The sequence below is a fragment of the Geosporobacter ferrireducens genome (assembly GCF_001750685.1).
Classification (GTDB): Bacteria; Bacillota; Clostridia; order Peptostreptococcales; family Thermotaleaceae; genus Geosporobacter; species Geosporobacter ferrireducens.
Map to the genome: position 1 here is coordinate 1,735,686 of NZ_CP017269.1, position 19,863 is coordinate 1,755,548.

A 19,863-nucleotide genomic window follows, 5' to 3' on the forward strand; every position below is an offset into this window, starting at 1 on the left:
TTGTTTATTATGAATTCATAATATTTGAATTAAGAGCAAGTATCATGCCAAAAAACAACAATATCTTTCATAAAATGACAAAGCTCCATTTTCTAGGCTTAGCAAGCATATTTCTCAAAAATAAAAAAGCCTCTTTGTAGAGACTTTTTTATTTTGTTCAGCATTCGTTTCATTTTGTTTGAAATCATTTCATTTTGTTTCAAAAGGTTTCGTTCAAACTGTTTTTATATCTCTATGTTATACGCTTTTAGTTTACGCCATAGGGTACTTCTGCTCATTCCTAAGCTTTCTGCCGTTTTTGCTTTAGATAAATTATTTTCTTCTAAAGCCCTTATGATTCTATTGTATTCTAAATTTCCCAGTTTTTTTTCTTCGAATCTTTCTTTATCTATTTTTGAAACAAGAAGTCCTGTATCGATTAATTTCGTCTCTTTATTGACGGCAAGTACATGAATTCTTTCTACTAAATTTTGAAGTTCTCTTATATTTCCCGGCCATAAATAATGCTCTAATTCATTTAGTATTTTCATTAGAACCGATTCATATTGCCTGTAATTTTTATTATCCAGTTCCATTAAAAAGTTTTTAGCTATTTCTTTTGTGTCATTCCTCCGGTCCCTTAAAGGCGGTAAATACAGCTTTAATATATTCAGCCTATAAAATAAGTCCTCTCTAAAATTTCCTTTCTCAACTTCTTCTTCCAGATTTTTATTGGTTGCTGTAATAACCCGTACATCAACAGGAATTATTTTATTGCTTCCTACCCGTCTTATTTCTTTTTCCTGAAGCACCCGCAAAAGATGTACCTGTGTTTCAGGAGAGATATCTCCTATCTCGTCCAAAAAGATTGTTCCGCCATGGGCAATTTCAAATAATCCGGCTTTTCCACCCTTCGAAGCACCCGTAAAGGTTCCCTCTTCATAGCCGAAAAACTCGGATTCCAAAAGACTTTTTGTCATCGCAGAACAATTTATAGCCACAAAAGGACCATTCTTCCGTAAGCTACTGTTGTGAATACTTTGAGCAAATAGTTCCTTTCCCGTCCCTGTTTCTCCATGAATTAAAATTGTTGATGATATTTTTGCATAGCTTTTTGCTATTTTTATGGTTTTGTGAATTGTTTCTGAATTCCCTTTGATATCATTAAAAGTATATTTTGCCAGGTACCCCTTATTTACTGATTTTCTTCTTATGCTTTTTTCACTTTCTTGAATCGTTTTAACATCCTGAAATGTAGCAACAACACCTTTTACCTTATCATCAATTATAATAGGGATACGATTTGTTAAAATCGTGGTACCGCTGATATTCATTATCTGATTTATCTGTTTTTCTCCATTCTCCAAGCTTTGCAGCATTTGTGTATTTGGAAATACTCTATGAATATCCTCTCCTATGCATTTTTCTTTTTTAACCTTTAATATCTTTTCTGCCACAGGATTTATTATATCTATACTGCCGTTTTCATCAATGGCTATAATTCCATCATGGGTAAAATTCAATACAGCTTCATAGCGTTTGATTTGAAGACTGTAATTTTCTTGTTTTTTGATCTCTTCATTTTGGACCTTTACGATTTGTTTTGCTGTTGTAATTGCTTGAAGAATTGCTTCTTTTGAGCTTTCTAAAACCGTATATTTAAAGTCTTTTTCCGCTGCAAAGTTCTCAGCAACGATTCCTCCTATGCCAAATATCGCACCGTCTGCTATTGCCTGATTTACACATTCTTCACACTCTCTAATACTTCTAAAAATATATTGTTTTGCATTAATACCCATTAATTTGCAAAGGGATTCCATATTGTCCATAGATCGATCATGATTAATAAAAGCAACAAGTCCGGTTATTTCTTTTATTTGTTTCATAACATCAATATAATCTGCTGTTGTCAAATCAATACCTACAGTCGTAATTTTCACATTCTCTTCGATATAAGCTTTGGTACCCTGACGGCATATTATTACTTTTGCCCCTAGTTCGGCCAATTGGTTACACATCAATACAATGTTGTCTAGCGCTGCTATATAAACATTTACATTATGGTTATATTCTGCTATGACTTCTTTTGCTTTCATGCCCATTTTTTCCGAAGGCACAATCATACAAATTTCCGTTACTTGTCGGTTCAAAGAATCCCCTCCTGAAGCCTGAAATAATAGCCTGTTTTCTTGTACAGCTTTTATTATTTTATTTTACATAACCCAGACTTTTTCTTCAAGTCTTCTATTGCAGGAAGATAGGTTAAGCTCATTGAACATAATCTTTATAGCAGCATTTTATTTAATTTAGATGGAAGCTCTCTGGTAATGGTAAATCAAGCACAGCGTAAACTATATCTTTATTGGAGGGATAAAAACTTCAAAAGACTACCCACAATCTTTGAAGTCATATTGTGGGTAGTCTTTTCTATTTCTCCTAGCTAACAGTATTCAATACACATATTAAGTTCCGCAAAAGGTTCGGTAAGGATAAACTGCTGAAGCGGGCAGTGCAGCATAATCGGCCTGTTCTGGAGAATGGGCATAAGGTTTTGAAAGAACATTCAAAAGCCGCTCCATCGCACTGTAGTCTCCTTGATTCACTGCAGCCTCTAATGCATCTTCTACCCGGTGGTTCCTCGGGATTAGAGCGGGATTGGCCTTTCGCATCAACTGGTGAGCATTCGCCTTCGATCCCTGCTGCCTGCCCAGCCTTTCCTGCCACCGCTCGTGCCATTGAGCAAATTCTGTGGTGTCAAACAGGGCCGCATCTTCCAGCTTATCAAAAGTTAATGCACGGAAGGTATTGGTATAGTCCGCACGATGCTTCTGCATCATATGGAGGAGGCCCTCAATAAGGGATTCATCCCCTGGCTCTTCATTAAACATTCCCAGTTTTGCTCTCATTCCCGCAAGCCAGTTGCAGTGATACATCTCAGTAAAATCTGAAACCGCATCCTGGGCTAACTTGACAGCCTCCTCTTGGTTGACGTGCAACAGCGGTAGTAGGCTTTCAGCAAATCTTGCGAGATTCCATGCGGCAATACTCGGCTGATTGCCATAAGCATAGCGGCCATACGTATCGATGGAGCTAAATACCGTTGCCGGGTCATAGGCATCCATGAAGGCACATGGACCATAATCAATGGTTTCTCCGCTAATCGTCATGTTGTCGGTGTTCATCACCCCATGGATAAAGCCCACCAGCTGCCATTTAGCAATCAGTCCGGCCTGACGCTTGATTACTTCCTGCAGCAGCAAGAGATATCGGTTCCCATCCGCTTCAATGTCTGGAAAATGACGCTTTAGTGTATAGTCAGCCAAGGCCTGGAGTTCTTCAACCGTTCCCCATTTTGCAACGTATTGAAAAGTTCCGACCCGCAGATGGCTGGCAGCCACACGGGTCAAAATTGCACCAGGCAGTTCTGTTTCCCGAATTACCGGTTCCCCGGTTGTCACCACTGCCAGGCTGCGGGTGGTTGCTATACCCAGTGCTTGCATTGCTTCGCTGATGATGTATTCGCGCAGCATCGGTCCTAGTGCCGCTCGACCATCGCCCCGCCGGGAATATGGTGTTCTTCCTGCACCCTTCAGTTGAACATCAAACCGTTCCCCTGAAGGTGTGACCTGTTCACTTATCAACAAAGCCCGGCCGTCCCCTAACATCGTGAAATGTCCGAACTGATGCCCCGCATAAGCTTGAGCAAGGGGTAAAGCACCCTCAGGAATCCGGTTTCCGGCAAACACGGCTATGCCGTCTTCGCTTTCCAGTGCCTGGATGTTTAACCCCAGAGATGTTGCCAGCGAATCATTGAGTATGATCAACTTCGGTGACCGTACAGGTGTTGGGTTAAGACAGGAAAAAAATAATTCCGGAAGGCAGGCATAACTGTTGTCTAGATTCCATCCTGCTTCTATTACTGCGTTTCCCTCAATCCTCACAGTTCTTTTTCTCCTTTCCTTCTTTTCTCTTTTATAATCTTAGTTTTTTCTTTTACATAAAATGAAACGCTAGGATTCTATGCTGTTTTTATTTTCCAACTTCCTATTTCTACATAAGTCGGCCTCCTTTTAGTGTCTGCTTCTGCCAATTTATTATACCCTTTTCAAACATCGCTGAAACCCTTTAGGTATTTTAAACACAGCGATCTGACAAACTCAATGTTCACATAACCCATCTTTTTCAATAGCTTTATCCGTCTCACTGCTCTGTATCGTTAAATATAGGTAATGGAACACTCCTGGTTATTTTTTCAAAATTGTAGTCACTGATACAAAAAATTATTTTATACTATGGTATCCTTTTAATAAATTGGAGAATAGAAAGAATTGATGTTCATTTCATAATATTTCATTTAAAAGATCTTACTTCTTGCTTCATGGAAATTATCATTTCCTTCCTATCTTCTGAAAAGGACTTGGTCTTTTGTCACCTGTTCAACTTAACAGGGGTTTATTTTCGAATGATAGATCATTCTTTTTATTCCAATAAAAAAATTAAAGAAGGGAGATAAAATGATGATTAAGCTTGTGGGAATACTTATTATCATTATTGGGTTTATGATGAAAATCGACACCATCGCCGTGGTCGTCGTGGCAGGAATCGCAACAGGCCTTGCTGCTGGAATGTCCTTTAATGAAATCATGACAATATTAGGGGGAGCCTTCGTAACCAACCGATATATGTCAATTTTCATTATTTCTTTACCGGTGATCGGGCTGCTGGAAAGATATGGACTTCGGGAGAGGGCTGCTTATTTGATCGGAAAAATAAAATCTGCAACGGTCGGTAGATTAACCTCTCTATATTTAATCATAAGAACCATCGCAGCTATGTTTGGCTTAAGGATAGGGGGACATGTTCAGTTTATCCGGCCCCTTATTCTTCCAATGGCTGAGGGAGCTGCAACCAGCAGATACGGTGATATGGATGAAGCAGATATACAAACAATAAAGGGCCTGGAGGGGGCAGTTGAAAACTATGGCAACTTCTTCGGACAAAATTTCTTTGTAGCCTCAGGCGGCGTACTGCTAATCGTTGGTGTAATGAACGAGCAGGGCTATCCGGTGGAAGCAATTGACGTAGCTAAAGCTTCGCTCCCTGTCGCATTAATTATTATGTTGATCGGTACCTTGCAGTTTTTATATTATGACAAGAAATTTGACAGAAAATATATTAAAAATGTACGTGATTACAAAAATACCAGTGAAAATTCATAATTGAGGAGGTGTAATTATGCTTAAAAATTCATTAACAGAAATATTATATATTTTATGCGGACTTATATGCTTTTTCTCAATGTACACTACCTGGAAGGATAAAAAGCATCCTTCAAAAGCACCAACTATACTGTTTTGGGGAATTTTAGGATTTATTTTTACTTTCAGCAGAATAGGGGTATTGTGGGGCAATGATAAAATATTTATAAAAGATATCGTCATTGGCTATCTGGTTTTGGTCATGGCTGTTTTATCAGCCTCTAAACGGGTTAAATACAATACATTTCAAGAATCCACTGCTGATTTTAAGGAAAAAATGGCTAACACGATTAAAAATAAAATATTTATACCCGCATTAGCTTTGGCAATTATAGCCTTTGTTACTGCACAGCTATGGACGCAGCAGTTAGGTTCTCTTGTAGCACTTGGAATATCTGCAGTAGTTGCTTCTATACTTTCCTTAGTGATTACAAAAGGAAAAGGAAGTGAAATGATAGAAGACGGCAGGAGGCTGCTGGAATTGGTTGGCCCTGTCAGCATATTGCCCCAGCTTCTTGCCGCCCTTGGATCTGTTTTTGCAGTAGCAGGCGTAGGGGATGTAATTGCAGGGGCAATTAAAACCGTAATTCCTGAAGGAAATATATTTCTAGGCGTCGTTACCTACTGTGTGGGCATGGCTTTGTTTACAGTAATTATGGGAAATGGCTTTGCCGCCTTTGCAGTTATAACAGCTGGGATAGGCGTTCCTTTTGTATTCATGCAGGGAGCTAATCCTGCTATTGCATCAGTCCTTGCCCTTACCGCAGGTTATTGCGGTACACTGGTAACCCCAATGGCAGCAAACTTTAATATCGTGCCGACAGCCATCCTGGAAATAGAGGATAGAAAGTACGGGTTAATTAAATATCAAGCTCCTGTAGCAGCAATCATGTTAATGATTCATATTATTCTGATGTACGTCTGGGCTTTCTAGAAACACACATAAACATTTCTAATTACACTATGGAGGTGCTGAATGAAAGTTTTAGTAACAGGATTTGAACCATTCGGAGGAGAAAGTGTAAATCCTTCATTTGAAGCTGTAAAAAATCTAGATCATACGATCGCTGGTGCACAAATTGTAAAAGCTCAAATCGCAACGGTATTTAACAAGTCTATTCATCAACTGGAGAAACTGATTATTAAAGAGCAGCCTGATATCGTCATTTGTGTTGGCCAGGCAGGTGGAAGATATGATATAAGTATTGAAAGAATTGGAATAAACATAGATGACGCCCGCATTAAAGATAATGAAGGAAATCAGCCAATAGATAAACCTATTTTTGAAGATGGAGAAAATGCTTATTTTTCCAATCTGCCTGTAAAAGCAATGGTAAGAGAAGTAAAAAATGCTAATATTCCTGCTTCTGTCTCAAATACTGCCGGCACTTTTGTGTGCAACCACATATTCTATGCCCTCCTTTACCTCATTCATAAAAAATATCCGGAAATACGCGGCGGGTTTATTCATGTGCCCTTTTGTGCACATCAAATCATTGATAAGCCCAACACCCCTTATATGGATATTGATAAAATTACAGAAGGATTAAAATATGCGATAAAAGCAGCAATTGAACATAGGGAAGATATAAAAACTACCGGCGGAACCATATGTTAATGAGCTGATATAAACAAAAATTGTTTATTTCTAAAGCTTTAATCCACTATAGATGGGTGCGACTGAAAATCCTTATTTATCCATTCACAACCACAGGTGAGGGCAGACACAAGGCCTGCCCCTACGAAAATCAGATATTGTAGGGAACGGTGTTTCACCGTTCCGTTGAATACTAAACTTCTCAGTCACACATCTATAGAGCGGCTGTCAATAGAAAAAAACGTAAAAAACAGATTAACCCTAAAGTATATTCGGTTTAATCTGTTTTTTATAATACTTGAAAAGTTTCGTTAAATTTGTTAATCTCATCATAAACTTTAGAACGCTTATATGCATTTAGATCCTATAAGGGGGAGGAGGAACATATGTATAATAATTTCTTCGATGATAACAGGCAGTCAATTATGAGAGACTTTTTCAGAAATGATCTTGCTAAATTAGGTACTGTAAAAAACTTCAAAAAGAACGAAATCATAAACATCAAATCCGAGAACTATGTGGCCATTGTTTTAAAAGGTATTATAACGCAAAGTGTAATCAGCGCAAGAGGACATGAGAAATTATTATATGTATTAAGATCAGGAGAGATATTCGGAGAAATGTATTTTTTTTGCGGAGGAACAGACTCAATTATTGCAAAGGGAAAAACCAACGGGCAAATGGCCGTTATTGCGGGAAATCTATTAGATGAAATGTTGAAAACTCATCCTGAAATTTATAGACACTTTATTCACAGCATCACTAGAAAGTTTAGAATTGTAATGCTTCAGCTTACCAACTCTGTATTTAACGATGCATTGGGAAAAATTGCAGATGCCCTATTGCGGCTTTATTCTTGTGCAGATCATGATGAGAGCGGCCGTGCCTGTATCAATATAGCACTTACACATCAGGAGCTGGCCAACAATATCGGCTGTTCTAGAATAACGGTTACCCGGTATTTAAATACGCTTTTAGATGAAGGTGTCATTCGGTATGAAGACAAGTGTATTGTTATCGATAAGCCGGATATTCTAAAGCTTTATATTGATAAAATTGTAGATGAATAGGAAGCGGATTACCTACTTGATAGCCCCCTGCATTGAATACGTTTGAGGATAGTCTGCTGACTATCCCCTTCAAATCAACTGCTAAACCAGTCAATTTTATTGTGTTGATATAAAAAAGTATCGTTGCATCCCCATAATAGGCTAAAAATTAAACTTCTCAATTTCTGCAATTACCAGTTCTTTTTCAACACCGCTGCTCATATCCTTTATTTTCACACAGCCTTTATTTAATTCGTCTTCTCCCAAGATAACAACATAGGGAATCCCTTGCTTGTTTGCATAGTCTAAACTCTTTTTCAGTTTGATGCTTCTTAGCTCGATCTCGACTTTAATATCTTTTTTTCTCAAGGCGCATGCTAATCGCAAGGCTTCTACTTGCGTTCCCATGGGAATAATCAACAGATCAACAGGCGATTTTTTCTGAGCTTCAGCTTTCAGTTCCATTGCTGTATAAATGACATCCAGTCCGAAGGATATTCCAACTGCAGGATATTCCTGCCCGGAATCCAGGAATTTTCCTATAATTTTATCATAGCGTCCTCCGCTGGCAATGCTTGATTGAATGCATCCATCGGACAAAAAGACTTCAAATACTGTTCCCGTGTATATACCTAAGCCTCGTGCCAAAAACAGATTGAGCTGCGTCTTCGTCATTAATTCTAGCCCGGACAAATAGGATTGAAGTTCCCGTATCTCCGCAATACCCTCCCGGATATTAACATTCGGAGAATCTTGAAAATCACTAAGGCTAAAATCTTCATTTAGAAGATCAAATAGCTTTGAAAGCATATCCTCTGTAATGCCTTTCTGCACCAGTTCTTCTTTTACTGCATCCTCTCCTATCTTTTCAATTTTATCCATTGTCAAAATCACATCATTTATTAAATCCTTATTTACACCTGCAAATTCTAACAGGCCTGTTAGCAACTTTCTATTGTTATACTGGATATATACACCCATACCCAGCCGCCTAAATACTTCAAAGGTCAAACTCATTAGTTCAGCTTCGGCGATAGTATCCTTTACTCCTACAACATCCACATCACACTGGACAAATTCTCTCAGCCTTCCTGTTTTCACAGGTCCATCCCGAAATACTTTGCCGATCTCATATCGTTTAAATGGCAATTGTAATGTTGGATTAGCTCCAATTACTTTGCAAAAGGGGACCGTTAGATCGTATCTTAGGCCCAAATCGCGATTTCCCTGGTCTTTCAACCGGTACACCTCTTTGAGTATTTCTGAACCGCCGGCATACTTTGAAGCAAGCAAATCATACTGGCATAGAATGGGTGTTTCTAATGGTCTGTATCCGTAGTTCTGAAATACTTCTTCCAGTACGTTTCTAATCTTATTTCTTATCTGCTGTTCTTCCGGCATAAAATCCTTTGTTCCCTTTAGATTTTGTAATAAAGATTCCATTTTTCGTTCCTCCTCATCTTTTTTTAAATAAAAAAGCCATGCAGGCTTTATACCTGCATGGCTACATGATCTTAATCATTCATTACAGTCACCATCTCAGATACAAGTCCCTATCTTCGTATTCTTAAGCAATACAAATAGGGCTTGCATCTTTTATCATTCTAAAAGAAGCATTCCCCTACGGATGGTGATGATGAAGTTTTTTAGCAAAATTATCGATTTCTCTCATAAAAAATCCCTCACTTTTGCAATATTATATCAATAAACGATACATTTGTATAGGGTAACTTGACATTTCTTAATCAAATTCAAGTAAGGATTATTTTATAGACTCCCAGTGAGGGTATCTGTTTCAAGATTCTGCGCAAATATATACCTGCCCCTTCTATTTTCCTTCTTGATAGGGTCTCGCATAAAGTTTCTTCTTTGCATTATTTTTCTTCGCCTGACTTTTCCAACCTATATGCCCAACCAAGGTATATAGCCCTATTGGCAACAACTTCCTTGACATTAATTCAAGTGCTTCTGCCGGAATAGGCGCATCCTTCATCACGGCTTCTGCAGCCATATCGAGGGCTCTGGTTATATTTCTCGTCATACCTCCCAATTGTTCAATCGCTCTACCGCTTATTGCCCCCCCGCCTCCCATGGCAAGACCTCCAAGCCATTTGAAATGGGTCTCATGTGCAAAGCTTTTACATATTTTCAATGCCGTATCATTGTGGAAGGTTTCAGGAAACCCACAATTTATAATGGTCATCATAGCTTGTTTTCTATGGATTTGTTTTTTCTTTCTATCCGCATCGATCGCTTCCAGTGCCCTGATTACCGGGGATGGCAGACTATCCACATATAAAGGAAACGAAAGGATAAGTATGTCACAATCATTTACCCTATTAAGAAGTTTTTGTAAATCCGTCTTTAATATGGACAGGATGTGGAGTTCTTCAATGATGAATCCCTTTTGGTATAGGCTATTGAGCAGGTAATTTCCTAATGCGGCTGAAGTACTGTCTCTTTTTTTAGGGCTTCCTATCAGCAATAAGGCCTTCTTTTGATTTAGCATATGCTCCCCTCCTTAAGCATTAATTGTTCTTCAAGCTGATTTTTCATATCACCTTCCACACCTTTATACAGGATTCCTCCGCCATAGGTATTGTACCAGTTTAAAGCATTCCGCTTAATCAGACAATTAAATATTTCTTCCCGTTCATCGTCTTTCTCTTCCATGACCCCTAACACGGATACCCTTGGATATTTTTCGTATCGCTCTTTGTGGTGTACTTCTCCCTGAACTTTTTTGAAAAAAGGAAGGAGCAAGGGAATGATCCTATCCATGGCCTTTTTAAGCTCAGAAGAATATCCTCCGTAAGCGATAGGGGTAAGCCAGAGTACAAATTCACTGTTAATAATCTTTTCTGCAATAATCCGCCCGTAATCATTGATTATACAAATCCCTGGCGTCTTTACCCAGCAGTCAAAACAGCCGATGCATTCACCGATTTCCTTTTCACGCAGCAAAATTGAGTCTACTTCATATCCTTGCTGAACAAGAATTTCTTCAGCAAACCGGCTTACTGCGACCAACTCTTGATCTTCCTTTAATGCTCCATTAAGTATTAATGCTTTCATTTTCACTTCACTCCCTTTATATCTTTTTTAAATCATTTAAAAACCTTCCGTACCAACCGACCACAAATTTCAAATGATCTATTCCAAAATAAAGTGTTGAGATTTCAAAACGATCCGCTATATCTTTAATCTTTGTCTCCAGCTTTTCAAGATTTTCTATCTTTTTATGAATGTCTTCAATCAAATGCTCGATGTGCCGGATAGCCTTTTCTTTTGGCAGATGTCCATAAAAAAATATTTTAGCTAGAATATCTTCATAGGATTTCATAAAGTCCATAGGCTCTTCGAGCCATTGAATAAAAACTTCCTTTCCAGTTTCATGAATGGCATATACCTTTTTGTATTTCCCCTTTTCTATTATTTTTGTGGCGGTGATTAATCCATCCTTCTCTAGTCTATCCAGTGCAGGATAAATACTTCCAAAGCTGGCATTCATAAAATTAGAGGTACTATGGATCATGATTTGCTTTATATCATATCCGGTTAATTCTTTATGCATTAAAAAACCCAGGATCACAAACTTTATCATTCTTTTCATCCTTTCAAAATTTAGCAGGTTATATATCTATAAAATATATATCGTATCGATATATATTTTATAGATATATGTTTCAATTGTCAATATATTTTGCATTTAACATATCTCCCCCGAAGTTTTAACCTGTCACAACACATTTCACCTGTGAATGACCGTTCTTACGATTTTCTCCAGTAATAAATCGCCAATTGTGTCCGAGCTCTCACCTGCAGTTTTTCCAGTATAACCGACAGCGTGTTCCGTACTGTTCCCTGTGTAATATAATGTTAATGTTATTAATTAATGTTATCTGTTTATTTATGATATTTTTCAAATTGCCTTCTAGCATTTAGCAGGTAATTTTATGTAAAAAGATAATTATAGAATTAAAAAGTTTTAAACCCATGCAACCATATACAGGCGCCATTCATCTAATAGGTGTAATACTTAGCTAAGTAAAATATAGGAGGCGAACATGGAACTTGTATCATTTCTCGATCATAGAAAAAAGTCAACCGTCTATAAAGCAAAGAAAGGAGATAAAGAAGCGTTTTTGTCACTCATCGATGAAAATCGTTTAAACATTTACCGGGTGGCCAGAGGAATTTTGAAAAATGAAGAAGACATTAAAGATGCGATTCAAAATACTATAATCAAAGCATTTGAAAACATGTGCACTTTAAAAAAAGATGAATATTTTAAAACCTGGTTGATCAGAATTTTGATCAACGAGTGCAACGAAATATTAAGAAAAGATAAGAGAAGTGCTTCATTAGAAAAAAATATGGGTGATGTCACTGAAAGATATATCGATAGTTATGAAAATATGGATTTAATCCAGGCGATCAATTCATTAAGTGAAGAATTGAGAGTAACCATTACATTATTTTATTTTGATGATATTCCGGTTAAAACCATATCGGAAATTTTAGAAACTTCAGAAGGAACTGTCAAGGCAAGGCTTAGCAGGGCAAGAGCAAAACTTAAAGAAATACTTGGGGAGGATGCATGGTCATGATGAATAATGATGAGTTATTTGATATTACGATGAAAGAAAAATTCAAAAAGGAAGTGCAAAAGATCCCAGAAAATATTAACGAAGAATTTGAAAATGTTTTAACGCTTATTGGGGTCAAGGAGGATGAAAATATGAAGAGATTAAACAAAAGGAAACGCGTCGGCGCCATAGCTGCATCCATATTGTGTTTATTATGTGCATCCACGTTTATTATGCAAACAGCTTTCGCGCAAGAGATAGTAAATCAGATTATTAGAAGTTTATCCTTGAAAAATATCACCATATTTGAAAACAAAGATTATAAATGGCAGGATAAGGATATCCCTGAAGCAGCAAAAGGAAAAGTATTTGATAAAAACAAAAATGTAATCGGAAAAATTACGTTGGCAAATAAAGATGAAATGTATAATGTCCATGGAGAAAAAGTTTTGGATGTAGAACCTGACGGAACTTTGGTAACAGAAGCATTACAACAGCAAAACATGGAAAAAAACCGTCAAGAACATGAATCGGAAACGCTCATAATCCATGATTCCGGAAAATTGAATGGGTATACCTGCTTCGATATAAAACTGCCGGCTTATTTACCGGAAGGCTTTGAATTTTATAGCGCTGAATTTTATAAGGATGATAAGGGAGGGGTTTATGATAAAGGATGTAGTTTATACTTCATGAACAACAAGACAGAAGATAGCATATTTATAGCCCAAACCTATGTATGTGAAGAAACCGCCGGGGAAACATCCTTTGACAATATTGAAAAGGTAAAGGTTAATGGCGCCGACGCTATTTTAGGTGATGAGGGAATCGTTTGGGAATACAATGGTATACGTTACTTAATGTATACTTATAATCTCGGAAGAACTGAAAGTATAAAAATTGCGAAATCCATTCGATGAGATTTCATCCAACTGAATATTACTGCATGCAAACCCCTTGGTATCCGCCAAGGGGTTTGTTATTCTCTAAATTTATTTTAGGGATTAATTGATATCTAATTATAGATTTGTGACTGAGAATCCTTATTTATGCCCGTTATTTTCCTGATTTCAACAGATAGAAGAGTCACTGCTAGCAGTGCTGAAAATATAGCCGGCAGACACAAGGGCTGCCCCTACGAAAATCGGATAGTGTATTGCCATGAATTAATAATGCCTGTTTAAAATCTGGAATCCTCCTAAATATCCGACCAAACCTGCAAGCAATTCAACAATTGTTCTCATAGACACCTTGCCGTCAAAAATGATTTCTTTTGTATAAAACCAAAGAATCGCACCCAGCATTAAATAAAATCCGATACTGACAGCACGATACGTAATCATCTGCAGCCGTTCGTCCAGCTTTTGCGTACTGGATTTAATCCGCTTAATCTTAACTGCCAATGCCAATGCTAAAACCAATAACAAACCGATTGATTTGCTCCAGCTTTCTAGTGTACCTCCATACAATAGATTGCTTATGATAATGATCATCCCAAAGGCTCCAATAAACAAATAATTGGTGAGTACTAATTCCTTTACAAATGATTTATTCATGCTCAATCTCTCCTTTCACCTCCGAAAAATCAAAAACATCTTCAATCAGCCTATCAAAAGCCGATGCGATCTTAAACGCCAGAATCAATGAAGGATTGTACCGATCAGCTTCAATAGAGATGATTGTTTGCCTGGAAACACCTAATTTCTTAGCCAATTGCTCTTGCGTCATATTCGCCTTCTCTCGAAATTCTTTTACTTTATTTCGCAATATGCATTACCTCCCTTTAAGGCAAGTTAAGATTTGCATTTGTAAAGTTTACTTTACGTTAAGTTTATTTTACATCGCTATTCAAATAATGTCAAGTCTATTTTACATTTGTCATTTAAACAATAAGATACCCAGCTATTACCCCCAGAATAAAAAATTTGAAAGACAAAGGGCATGACTTCTCTTGCTGGAAGTCATGCCCTTTACTTTACTCTGTGCTTAACAGCTAAAATGCTTACATATGTATGATTACAGGAGTCTCGCTCCAAGTTTTTTGCAAGCATCCAAATTCTGATCTGCCGGTTCTAAATTTACAATTAAGCCCTCCGCGATCAGATTTGCTCCATAACCCTTCATTCTTTCTTCCCAATCTCTCATCCATTCACCATCTCCCCAATCATAAGAACCGAAAAGGACTAATGGTTTACCAGTTACTACTTTTTCTAAGGACTGTACAAAGGGTTCCATTTCGCTTTCTTCCAGAACTTCTGCCCCCATAGAAGGACAACCTAAAGCAACCCCATCAGCATTCATCACATCTTCTACGGAGGCTTTGTCTACACTTAATAGTTTCACCTCGTTATTATCTCCTTGTGCGCCCTCTGCAACAGCTTTTGCCATCATCTCTGTATTCCCGGTACCGCTCCAGTAAATCACTGCTATCTTTTTCAAATCAAATACCTCCTTCATATTGTTTATAATGATTTAACTACCAACCTTATGTAGATACAATTACTCATTTTTTTCCTTGCATCCACATCCCTTGAGTGTATGGCATTGACAGTCTGTGCAGCTGCAAACCACTTCTGCAGTTTTTGTGGAGGTCGAAAGGTATTCTTGAAAAATGTCTATCATTTTTTTCATTTTAGCCACCCCTTTATTTTGATATTGAATTTCATTATCAATAATTAAACATTATCATATTGCGCTAATATGTGTCAACACATTCAAATTATTTTTTGCAAACTACTCTTTTTATTTCTAATGCAGGGATCTTTGTACGACTGCTTTATAAAAAGTATTTTAATCGCTATACGTTCCTGACAAGAATCTTTTAATCCTTCGAAAGTTGAAAGATATATCGTTCAAACATTTATAAAATATTCCAAATATGTACATATTCCATATGAAAAGGGATTTCATAAAGCATGATGCGCACCGGGAAATATAATCCTATTCGTTATATTGTATAAACCTATAAATTTTTTTTAAACTATGGTAAACTCATTTTAGAGCATTTATTACTTACGAGGAGTGATTGGATGGCATATAAAGACCTACAGGATTTTAGCAGGCATTTGGATGAAAAAAGCTTACTGAAAAGAATAAAAATAGATATAGATTCAGAGCTGGAGATTACTGAAATAGCTGATAGGCTATCTAAGCAGTATGGCCCTGCTCTTTTATTTGAAAATGTAAAAGTATCTCCCTTCCCTGTGCGAATCCATGCAATGGGCGCCTGCAAAAGAATATGTACAGCTCTTGGAGATATAATTCTATCAGAAGGGCTATTAAATGCCCTAGCTCATGATGGGCATAAAATGGGTATAGATGCTGCGAAAAAGTGGACAAGCGAAGGACATGGGAGAAAATGGCCGGAGGATATTGAAATGACAAAGGATATGAAAGAACTTGTTTCAAAAAGATGGGCTGAATATGGTATTCACTAAGGCAATTAAAAAGATTCAGGATTATGGAATCCTTGTCATGTTCTCCCATACGGTTTTTTCTCTGTCTTTCGCTCTTATTTCAATGCTTCTGGCTAGTAATGGACTGCCCTCCCTCCGTACAGTATTCTGGATATTTATTGCTTTTATGGGTGCCCGGACCGGTGCGAATGCCATCAATAGAGTAATTGATGCGGAGATAGATGCCAAAAATCCCCGTACTGCTTTGAGGCAGCTGCCGCAGGGCTTGCTGCAAAAGAAAGAAGTTATCCTTTTTACAGCAGCTTGCTTCTCTGTTATGATAATTGCAGCCGCTATGCTCAATCCTTTATGTGTACTGCTTTCTCCTATAGCCCTATTTCTAATGACCATTTATTCCTATACAAAACGCTTTACTTGGACCTGTCATTTAATTTTGGGCATAACCTGCGCCGCCGCACCTGTAGGCGCTTGGCTTGCAGTCACCGGAAAGCTTTCATGGCTCCCCTTATTTATGGGGGCCGCAAACACCTTATGGGTTGCCGGCTTTGACATCATTTACGGTTCACAGGATTATGACTTTGACACCGCCAATGGGATATATTCAATTCCATCAAGATTTGGTGTAAAAAATGCCTTGCATATTGCTGCACTTTTTCATGGAATAACGCTGGTTCTGCTCGCCATTGTGGGTTCTTTAAGCAATCATTTTGGCATAATTTATTATACAGGACTGGCGATTATAGCGATCTTGTTTGTGATGCAGCATAAAATGGTTTCACCCGATAATCTGTCCAATGTAAAGCTCGCTTCCTATAGCGTCAATCAATTGGTCAGCATCATTTTTCTAATCTGCGGTTCCATAGACATCCTAATCTAATCTACTTTCAAGGAGTGTTAGCGTGAAAAAAATAGTAGTAGGCATCACTGGTGCCAGTGGCAGCATCTATGCCAAAGTATTGATTGAGGAACTTTTGAAAAGAGGTATCTATACCCATGTCATATTTACAGACAATGGGAAAAAAGTTATGCAATATGAGACATCCTTGGATATAGAAAAATGGATGAAATTATTAAAAGAAAAGTATAACCATATCAAAGCAGAGGATATAAACAATCTGTTTTCCGGAGTCGCCAGCGGCTCCTATAAATTTGATGCTGTCATAGTCCTTCCCTGCTCCATGGGGACTCTCGCAGAAATCAGTAATGGTTTATCTAAAAATCTATTATGCAGAGTGGCCGATGTGGCTTTAAAGGAAAACAGAAAACTGGTTATCGTTCCCAGGGAAACGCCGCTGAATGCAATACATCTTGAAAACATGCTGAAACTGTCAAAGCTGGGGGTTACAATACTTCCTGCCATACCTGGGTTTTATCATAAGCCTGAAACCCTGGATGACTTAGTCAATTTTGTAGTTGGAAAGATTCTGGATAATCTTTCAATTGAAAATGAATTGTTTAAAAAATGGGAGGGCTAGAAAATGTTAAAATTTAAAAAAATATTCACCATACTGATTGCTTCCGTATTCCTCTTCGCTATATCCGCTTGTTCATCACCAAAGGAAACTCCTGCTAGTCAAACATCAAAACAAACCTTAAATATAGGTGCTATATCTTCTATAGATGTAATCCCCATTATTATGGCTGCTGAAAAAGGATACTTTGAAAAAGAAGAAGTGGCAGTTAACTTTCAGCCCTTTAAAAGTGCAAAGGATCGGGATGCCGCTTTTCAAAGTGGAAATCTGGATGGAATCATTTGTGATGTGGTAGCAGTCAGTCTTTATCAAAATGCTGATTTCGACGTAAAAATCACAGGTATTACCGATGGAGATTTTATGCTGATAGCAAATCCCAACTCCGGGATAAAGGCTATAAATGATCTCATTGGTAAAAGCATAGCGATTTCAGAAAAAACTTGTATTGAATACACTCTGGATAAAATATTGAAAAAAAACGCTTTGGAGCCTAATGATGTCCAAAAGTCCATGGTTCCACCCATACCTACCCGGCTTGAAATGTTAAGAACCAATAATGTAGACACAGCACTGCTTCCTGAGCCATTCTCTACCCTTGCTATCCAAGACGGAGGAATACTTCTGGGAAGTGCAAACCAAGAAGGCTTCTATCCTTCAGTGACCGCCTTTACACAGCAGGCAATCAATACAAAGCCTAACGAAATCAAAGCATTTTACAAAGCCTATAATGAGGCGGTAGATTATATTAATAATACGCCTATTGCGGAATATGAAGATATCATTATAAAAACCGTCGGATATCCTGAGGATATGAAAGGCAAAATTACCTTACCTGTCTTTAGAAAAAATATGCTTCCATCCGAAGAGGACATTCAGTCTGTCATCAATTGGGCTGTCGAAAATGGCCTTGTTCAGAAAACACTCAACCCCAAAAACTTACTGAATGATATAGGTATTCAATAATATGGTTGGAGGTATCCTATGCTTGAAATAGAAGAACTCTCTGTCGGTTACCGCTCCGGAAAAAAGATGATCCACGCTTTAGGCCCTATAAACCTTAAAATAACACCGGGGGACATCTATGCACTTATAGGGCCCTCCGGCTGCGGTAAATCTACCTTTCTCCATGTACTGAGCGGTATCACCAAAGATTATCAGGGGAAAGTAACCCTTAAAGGAGAAGGCCTTGACCCTAAAAAACAGGATATTGGATTTATACCGCAAAACTTTGGGCTGCTTCCCTGGAAGAATGTTCAAAAGAATTGCCGCCTCTCTCTGAAGATCAAAAAACAAAACATCGACCCTCTTCTGGCAGAGAGAATGGATTATATCATGGATAAACTGAATATCCGATCATTGCAAGACAGGTACCCGAGGGAATTAAGCGGAGGTCAAAAACAAAGGGTGGCTATCGCCAGAGCCTTTATCATGAATCCGGATTTGTTACTAATGGACGAGCCCTTTTCTGCTTTAGATGCCCTTACAAGAGAAGAAGCCCAGGAACTTTTCATTGACATATGGAACCAGTATAAAACAACAACCCTATTTGTAACCCACAGCATTGAAGAGGCGATTTACATGGGTAAAAAGATTGTAATCATGTCCCACTGTCCCGGTACAGTCGTTGAAATCATCGATAATCCTCTTTTTAATACTGAAAACTTAAGAGAAAATGAAGAATACCTTAAATTATCCACACATCTGAGAAATGTGGTGAAAAAGGGATGGAAAATATGAAGGCAAGAAAAAAAATAAAGATATTCCTACAGGGCTTTATGCTATTTAATATCTTATGGTATATCCTTGCAGTCCTCGTCAATATGCGAGTGCTGCCAAAACCTGCAGATGTATATCTAAATATGAATCAACTATATGGAGAAAAGCTTTATATCCATGTTTTTGTGAGTCTCTACCGGGTACTGGGAGGATTGGCTATATCCCTGGTATTAGGAATCTCTATAGGCCTGCTTATGGCTTATTCAAGGATAGGAAATAAACTATTGAATCCTTTAGTATATTTTACATATCCTATACCCAAAACTGCCTTGCTGCCGGTAGTCATGCTGTTATTTGGATTGGGAGACCGCTCCAAAATTATCTTAATCGTACTCATCTTAGTATTTCAGGTTATCGTAGCGGTAAAAGATGCTATACTGAATATTTCACCGGAAACCTACCATCCCATAAAAAGCCTGGGTGCTTCAAGGCTTCAAATATTTACACATATAACGGTGCCTGCTATTTTACCGGAGCTGCTTACGAATCTCAGGTTATCCATAGGAACTGCCCTCTCCATATTATTTTTTGCTGAAGGTTATGGAACACAGTATGGCATCGGCTATTACATCCTCGATGCATGGATGAGAATCGATTACATCGGAATGTATGCAGGCATTATCGTCATAAGTCTTTTGGGCTTTGCACTATTTATTTTAATTGACCTTCTTGAGGAAGCAGTATGCAAATGGAAGGTTAAGCTACCTTATTCACTATAATGTCTCGA

22 protein-coding genes are annotated in these 19,863 nt (G+C 37.9%); 12 read left to right on the plus strand and 10 right to left on the minus strand.

Annotated features, from left to right (window positions below):
- Window positions 1–224 precede the first annotated feature (224 nt).
- Together Gferi_RS08480 and Gferi_RS08485 are read right to left on the minus strand one after the other, a co-directional pair.
- On the minus strand, window positions 225–2,129 hold the full coding sequence (locus Gferi_RS08480) for a sigma-54-dependent Fis family transcriptional regulator (protein WP_083273452.1): 1,905 nt from the start codon (window positions 2,127–2,129) through the stop codon (window positions 225–227).
- A gap of 312 nt (window positions 2,130–2,441) precedes the next feature.
- Window positions 2,442–3,920 carry a protein adenylyltransferase SelO gene (locus Gferi_RS08485; protein ID WP_330389626.1) on the minus strand — a complete coding sequence of 493 codons (1,479 nt, stop codon included), beginning with the start codon at window positions 3,918–3,920 and terminating at the stop codon, window positions 2,442–2,444.
- Window positions 3,921–4,493: 573 nt separating this feature from the next.
- On the opposite strand from Gferi_RS08485, the gene Gferi_RS08490 reads away from it, so the two are divergent.
- The 4 genes from Gferi_RS08490 to Gferi_RS08505 all read left to right on the plus strand — a co-directional run bounded on the left by Gferi_RS08490 (window position 4,494) and on the right by Gferi_RS08505 (window position 7,904).
- A complete protein-coding gene (locus tag Gferi_RS08490) occupies window positions 4,494–5,198 on the plus strand; it encodes a DUF969 domain-containing protein (RefSeq protein WP_330389627.1) in 705 nt (234 codons plus the stop codon).
- Window positions 5,199–5,214: 16 nt separating this feature from the next.
- Window positions 5,215–6,171 carry a DUF979 domain-containing protein gene (locus Gferi_RS08495; RefSeq protein WP_069975489.1) on the plus strand — a complete coding sequence of 319 codons (957 nt, stop codon included), beginning with the start codon at window positions 5,215–5,217 and terminating at the stop codon, window positions 6,169–6,171.
- 42 nt (window positions 6,172–6,213) lie between these two features.
- Window positions 6,214–6,855, plus strand: coding sequence for a pyroglutamyl-peptidase I (pcp, locus tag Gferi_RS08500; RefSeq protein WP_069975491.1), 642 nt, complete (start codon window positions 6,214–6,216; stop codon window positions 6,853–6,855).
- 365 nt (window positions 6,856–7,220) lie between these two features.
- On the plus strand, window positions 7,221–7,904 hold the full coding sequence (locus tag Gferi_RS08505; RefSeq protein WP_069975492.1) for a Crp/Fnr family transcriptional regulator: 684 nt from the start codon (window positions 7,221–7,223) through the stop codon (window positions 7,902–7,904).
- A gap of 141 nt (window positions 7,905–8,045) precedes the next feature.
- On the opposite strand, the gene Gferi_RS08510 is transcribed toward Gferi_RS08505, so the two are convergent.
- The 4 genes from Gferi_RS08510 to Gferi_RS08525 form a co-directional block, all read right to left on the minus strand.
- Window positions 8,046–9,326, minus strand: a complete 1,281-nt coding sequence (locus tag Gferi_RS08510; protein ID WP_069975494.1) for a histidine--tRNA ligase — start codon at window positions 9,324–9,326, stop codon at window positions 8,046–8,048.
- A gap of 385 nt (window positions 9,327–9,711) precedes the next feature.
- On the minus strand, window positions 9,712–10,392 hold the full coding sequence (locus Gferi_RS08515; protein WP_069975496.1) for an NAD(P)H-dependent oxidoreductase: 681 nt from the start codon (window positions 10,390–10,392) through the stop codon (window positions 9,712–9,714).
- Complete coding sequence (locus Gferi_RS08520; protein WP_069975498.1) at window positions 10,386–10,958, minus strand: flavodoxin family protein; 573 nt, start codon at window positions 10,956–10,958, stop codon at window positions 10,386–10,388. Before Gferi_RS08520 ends, Gferi_RS08515 begins: the two co-directional genes overlap by 7 nt.
- Window positions 10,959–10,974: 16 nt before the next feature.
- Window positions 10,975–11,487 (minus strand): PadR family transcriptional regulator, encoded by a 513-nt coding sequence (locus tag Gferi_RS08525; RefSeq protein WP_069975502.1) that lies wholly within the window; start codon window positions 11,485–11,487, stop codon window positions 10,975–10,977.
- 463 nt (window positions 11,488–11,950) lie between these two features.
- On the opposite strand from Gferi_RS08525, the gene Gferi_RS08530 reads away from it, so the two are divergent.
- On the plus strand, window positions 11,951–12,493 hold the full coding sequence (locus Gferi_RS08530) for a sigma-70 family RNA polymerase sigma factor (RefSeq protein WP_069975503.1): 543 nt from the start codon (window positions 11,951–11,953) through the stop codon (window positions 12,491–12,493).
- The gene (locus Gferi_RS08535; RefSeq protein ID WP_069975504.1) at window positions 12,490–13,392 is read left to right on the plus strand and encodes a DUF4367 domain-containing protein; all 903 of its coding nucleotides are present in this window, start codon (window positions 12,490–12,492) and stop codon (window positions 13,390–13,392) included. Before Gferi_RS08530 ends, Gferi_RS08535 begins: the two co-directional genes overlap by 4 nt.
- 246 nt (window positions 13,393–13,638) lie before the next feature.
- Here the strand turns inward: Gferi_RS08535 and Gferi_RS08540 are convergent, their stop codons facing one another.
- The 4 genes from Gferi_RS08540 to Gferi_RS29015 all read right to left on the minus strand — a co-directional run bounded on the left by Gferi_RS08540 (window position 13,639) and on the right by Gferi_RS29015 (window position 15,103).
- A complete protein-coding gene (locus Gferi_RS08540) occupies window positions 13,639–14,028 on the minus strand; it encodes a hypothetical protein (RefSeq protein WP_069975505.1) in 390 nt (129 codons plus the stop codon).
- Window positions 14,021–14,239, minus strand: coding sequence for a helix-turn-helix transcriptional regulator (locus Gferi_RS08545; RefSeq protein WP_069975507.1), 219 nt, complete (start codon window positions 14,237–14,239; stop codon window positions 14,021–14,023). The genes Gferi_RS08540 and Gferi_RS08545 overlap by 8 nt, the downstream gene beginning before the upstream one ends.
- 249 nt (window positions 14,240–14,488) lie before the next feature.
- Window positions 14,489–14,911 carry a flavodoxin gene (locus tag Gferi_RS08550; protein WP_069975509.1) on the minus strand — a complete coding sequence of 141 codons (423 nt, stop codon included), beginning with the start codon at window positions 14,909–14,911 and terminating at the stop codon, window positions 14,489–14,491.
- Between the two features lie 60 nt (window positions 14,912–14,971).
- The gene (locus Gferi_RS29015) at window positions 14,972–15,103 is read right to left on the minus strand and encodes a hypothetical protein (protein WP_257785981.1); all 132 of its coding nucleotides are present in this window, start codon (window positions 15,101–15,103) and stop codon (window positions 14,972–14,974) included.
- Window positions 15,104–15,537: 434 nt separating this feature from the next.
- Between Gferi_RS29015 and Gferi_RS08555 the strand changes: the two genes are divergently transcribed.
- From Gferi_RS08555 to Gferi_RS08580, 6 genes are read left to right on the plus strand one after another with little or no spacing between them, the layout of a single operon-like run.
- Window positions 15,538–15,909 carry a UbiD family decarboxylase domain-containing protein gene (locus Gferi_RS08555; protein WP_236932716.1) on the plus strand — a complete coding sequence of 124 codons (372 nt, stop codon included), beginning with the start codon at window positions 15,538–15,540 and terminating at the stop codon, window positions 15,907–15,909.
- Entirely contained in the window at window positions 15,896–16,765 is an 870-nt protein-coding gene (locus Gferi_RS08560; RefSeq protein ID WP_069975513.1) for a 4-hydroxybenzoate octaprenyltransferase, read from the plus strand. The genes Gferi_RS08555 and Gferi_RS08560 overlap by 14 nt, the downstream gene beginning before the upstream one ends.
- Before the next feature lie 22 nt (window positions 16,766–16,787).
- Entirely contained in the window at window positions 16,788–17,363 is a 576-nt protein-coding gene (locus tag Gferi_RS08565) for a UbiX family flavin prenyltransferase (protein ID WP_069975514.1), read from the plus strand.
- A 3-nt stretch (window positions 17,364–17,366) separates the two neighbouring features.
- Entirely contained in the window at window positions 17,367–18,323 is a 957-nt protein-coding gene (locus Gferi_RS08570) for an ABC transporter substrate-binding protein (RefSeq protein WP_069975515.1), read from the plus strand.
- 18 nt (window positions 18,324–18,341) lie between these two features.
- A complete protein-coding gene (locus Gferi_RS08575; RefSeq protein WP_069975516.1) occupies window positions 18,342–19,097 on the plus strand; it encodes an ABC transporter ATP-binding protein in 756 nt (251 codons plus the stop codon).
- Window positions 19,094–19,855, plus strand: a complete 762-nt coding sequence (locus Gferi_RS08580; protein ID WP_069981356.1) for an ABC transporter permease — start codon at window positions 19,094–19,096, stop codon at window positions 19,853–19,855. Before Gferi_RS08575 ends, Gferi_RS08580 begins: the two co-directional genes overlap by 4 nt.
- Window positions 19,856–19,863: the final 8 nt, after the last annotated feature.

What these genes read in the sequence shown, in the direction of transcription:
- Gferi_RS08490 (WP_330389627.1), top strand. Translation starts at nt 4,494, where the DNA reads ATGATGATTAAGCTTGTGGGAATACTTATTATCATTATTGGGTTTATG.
- Gferi_RS08495 (WP_069975489.1), top strand. Translation starts at nt 5,215, where the DNA reads ATGCTTAAAAATTCATTAACAGAAATATTATATATTTTATGCGGACTT.
- pcp (WP_069975491.1), top strand. Translation starts at nt 6,214, where the DNA reads ATGAAAGTTTTAGTAACAGGATTTGAACCATTCGGAGGAGAAAGTGTA.
- Gferi_RS08505 (WP_069975492.1), top strand. Translation starts at nt 7,221, where the DNA reads ATGTATAATAATTTCTTCGATGATAACAGGCAGTCAATTATGAGAGAC.
- Gferi_RS08510 (WP_069975494.1), bottom strand. Translation starts at nt 9,326, where the DNA reads ATGGAATCTTTATTACAAAATCTAAAGGGAACAAAGGATTTTATGCCG.
- Gferi_RS08515 (WP_069975496.1), bottom strand. Translation starts at nt 10,392, where the DNA reads ATGCTAAATCAAAAGAAGGCCTTATTGCTGATAGGAAGCCCTAAAAAA.
- Gferi_RS08520 (WP_069975498.1), bottom strand. Translation starts at nt 10,958, where the DNA reads ATGAAAGCATTAATACTTAATGGAGCATTAAAGGAAGATCAAGAGTTG.
- Gferi_RS08525 (WP_069975502.1), bottom strand. Translation starts at nt 11,487, where the DNA reads ATGATAAAGTTTGTGATCCTGGGTTTTTTAATGCATAAAGAATTAACC.
- Gferi_RS08530 (WP_069975503.1), top strand. Translation starts at nt 11,951, where the DNA reads ATGGAACTTGTATCATTTCTCGATCATAGAAAAAAGTCAACCGTCTAT.
- Gferi_RS08535 (WP_069975504.1), top strand. Translation starts at nt 12,490, where the DNA reads ATGATGAATAATGATGAGTTATTTGATATTACGATGAAAGAAAAATTC.
- Gferi_RS08540 (WP_069975505.1), bottom strand. Translation starts at nt 14,028, where the DNA reads ATGAATAAATCATTTGTAAAGGAATTAGTACTCACCAATTATTTGTTT.
- Gferi_RS29015 (WP_257785981.1), bottom strand. Translation starts at nt 15,103, where the DNA reads ATGAAAAAAATGATAGACATTTTTCAAGAATACCTTTCGACCTCCACA.
- Gferi_RS08560 (WP_069975513.1), top strand. Translation starts at nt 15,896, where the DNA reads ATGGTATTCACTAAGGCAATTAAAAAGATTCAGGATTATGGAATCCTT.
- Gferi_RS08570 (WP_069975515.1), top strand. Translation starts at nt 17,367, where the DNA reads ATGTTAAAATTTAAAAAAATATTCACCATACTGATTGCTTCCGTATTC.
- Gferi_RS08575 (WP_069975516.1), top strand. Translation starts at nt 18,342, where the DNA reads ATGCTTGAAATAGAAGAACTCTCTGTCGGTTACCGCTCCGGAAAAAAG.
- Gferi_RS08580 (WP_069981356.1), top strand. Translation starts at nt 19,094, where the DNA reads ATGAAGGCAAGAAAAAAAATAAAGATATTCCTACAGGGCTTTATGCTA.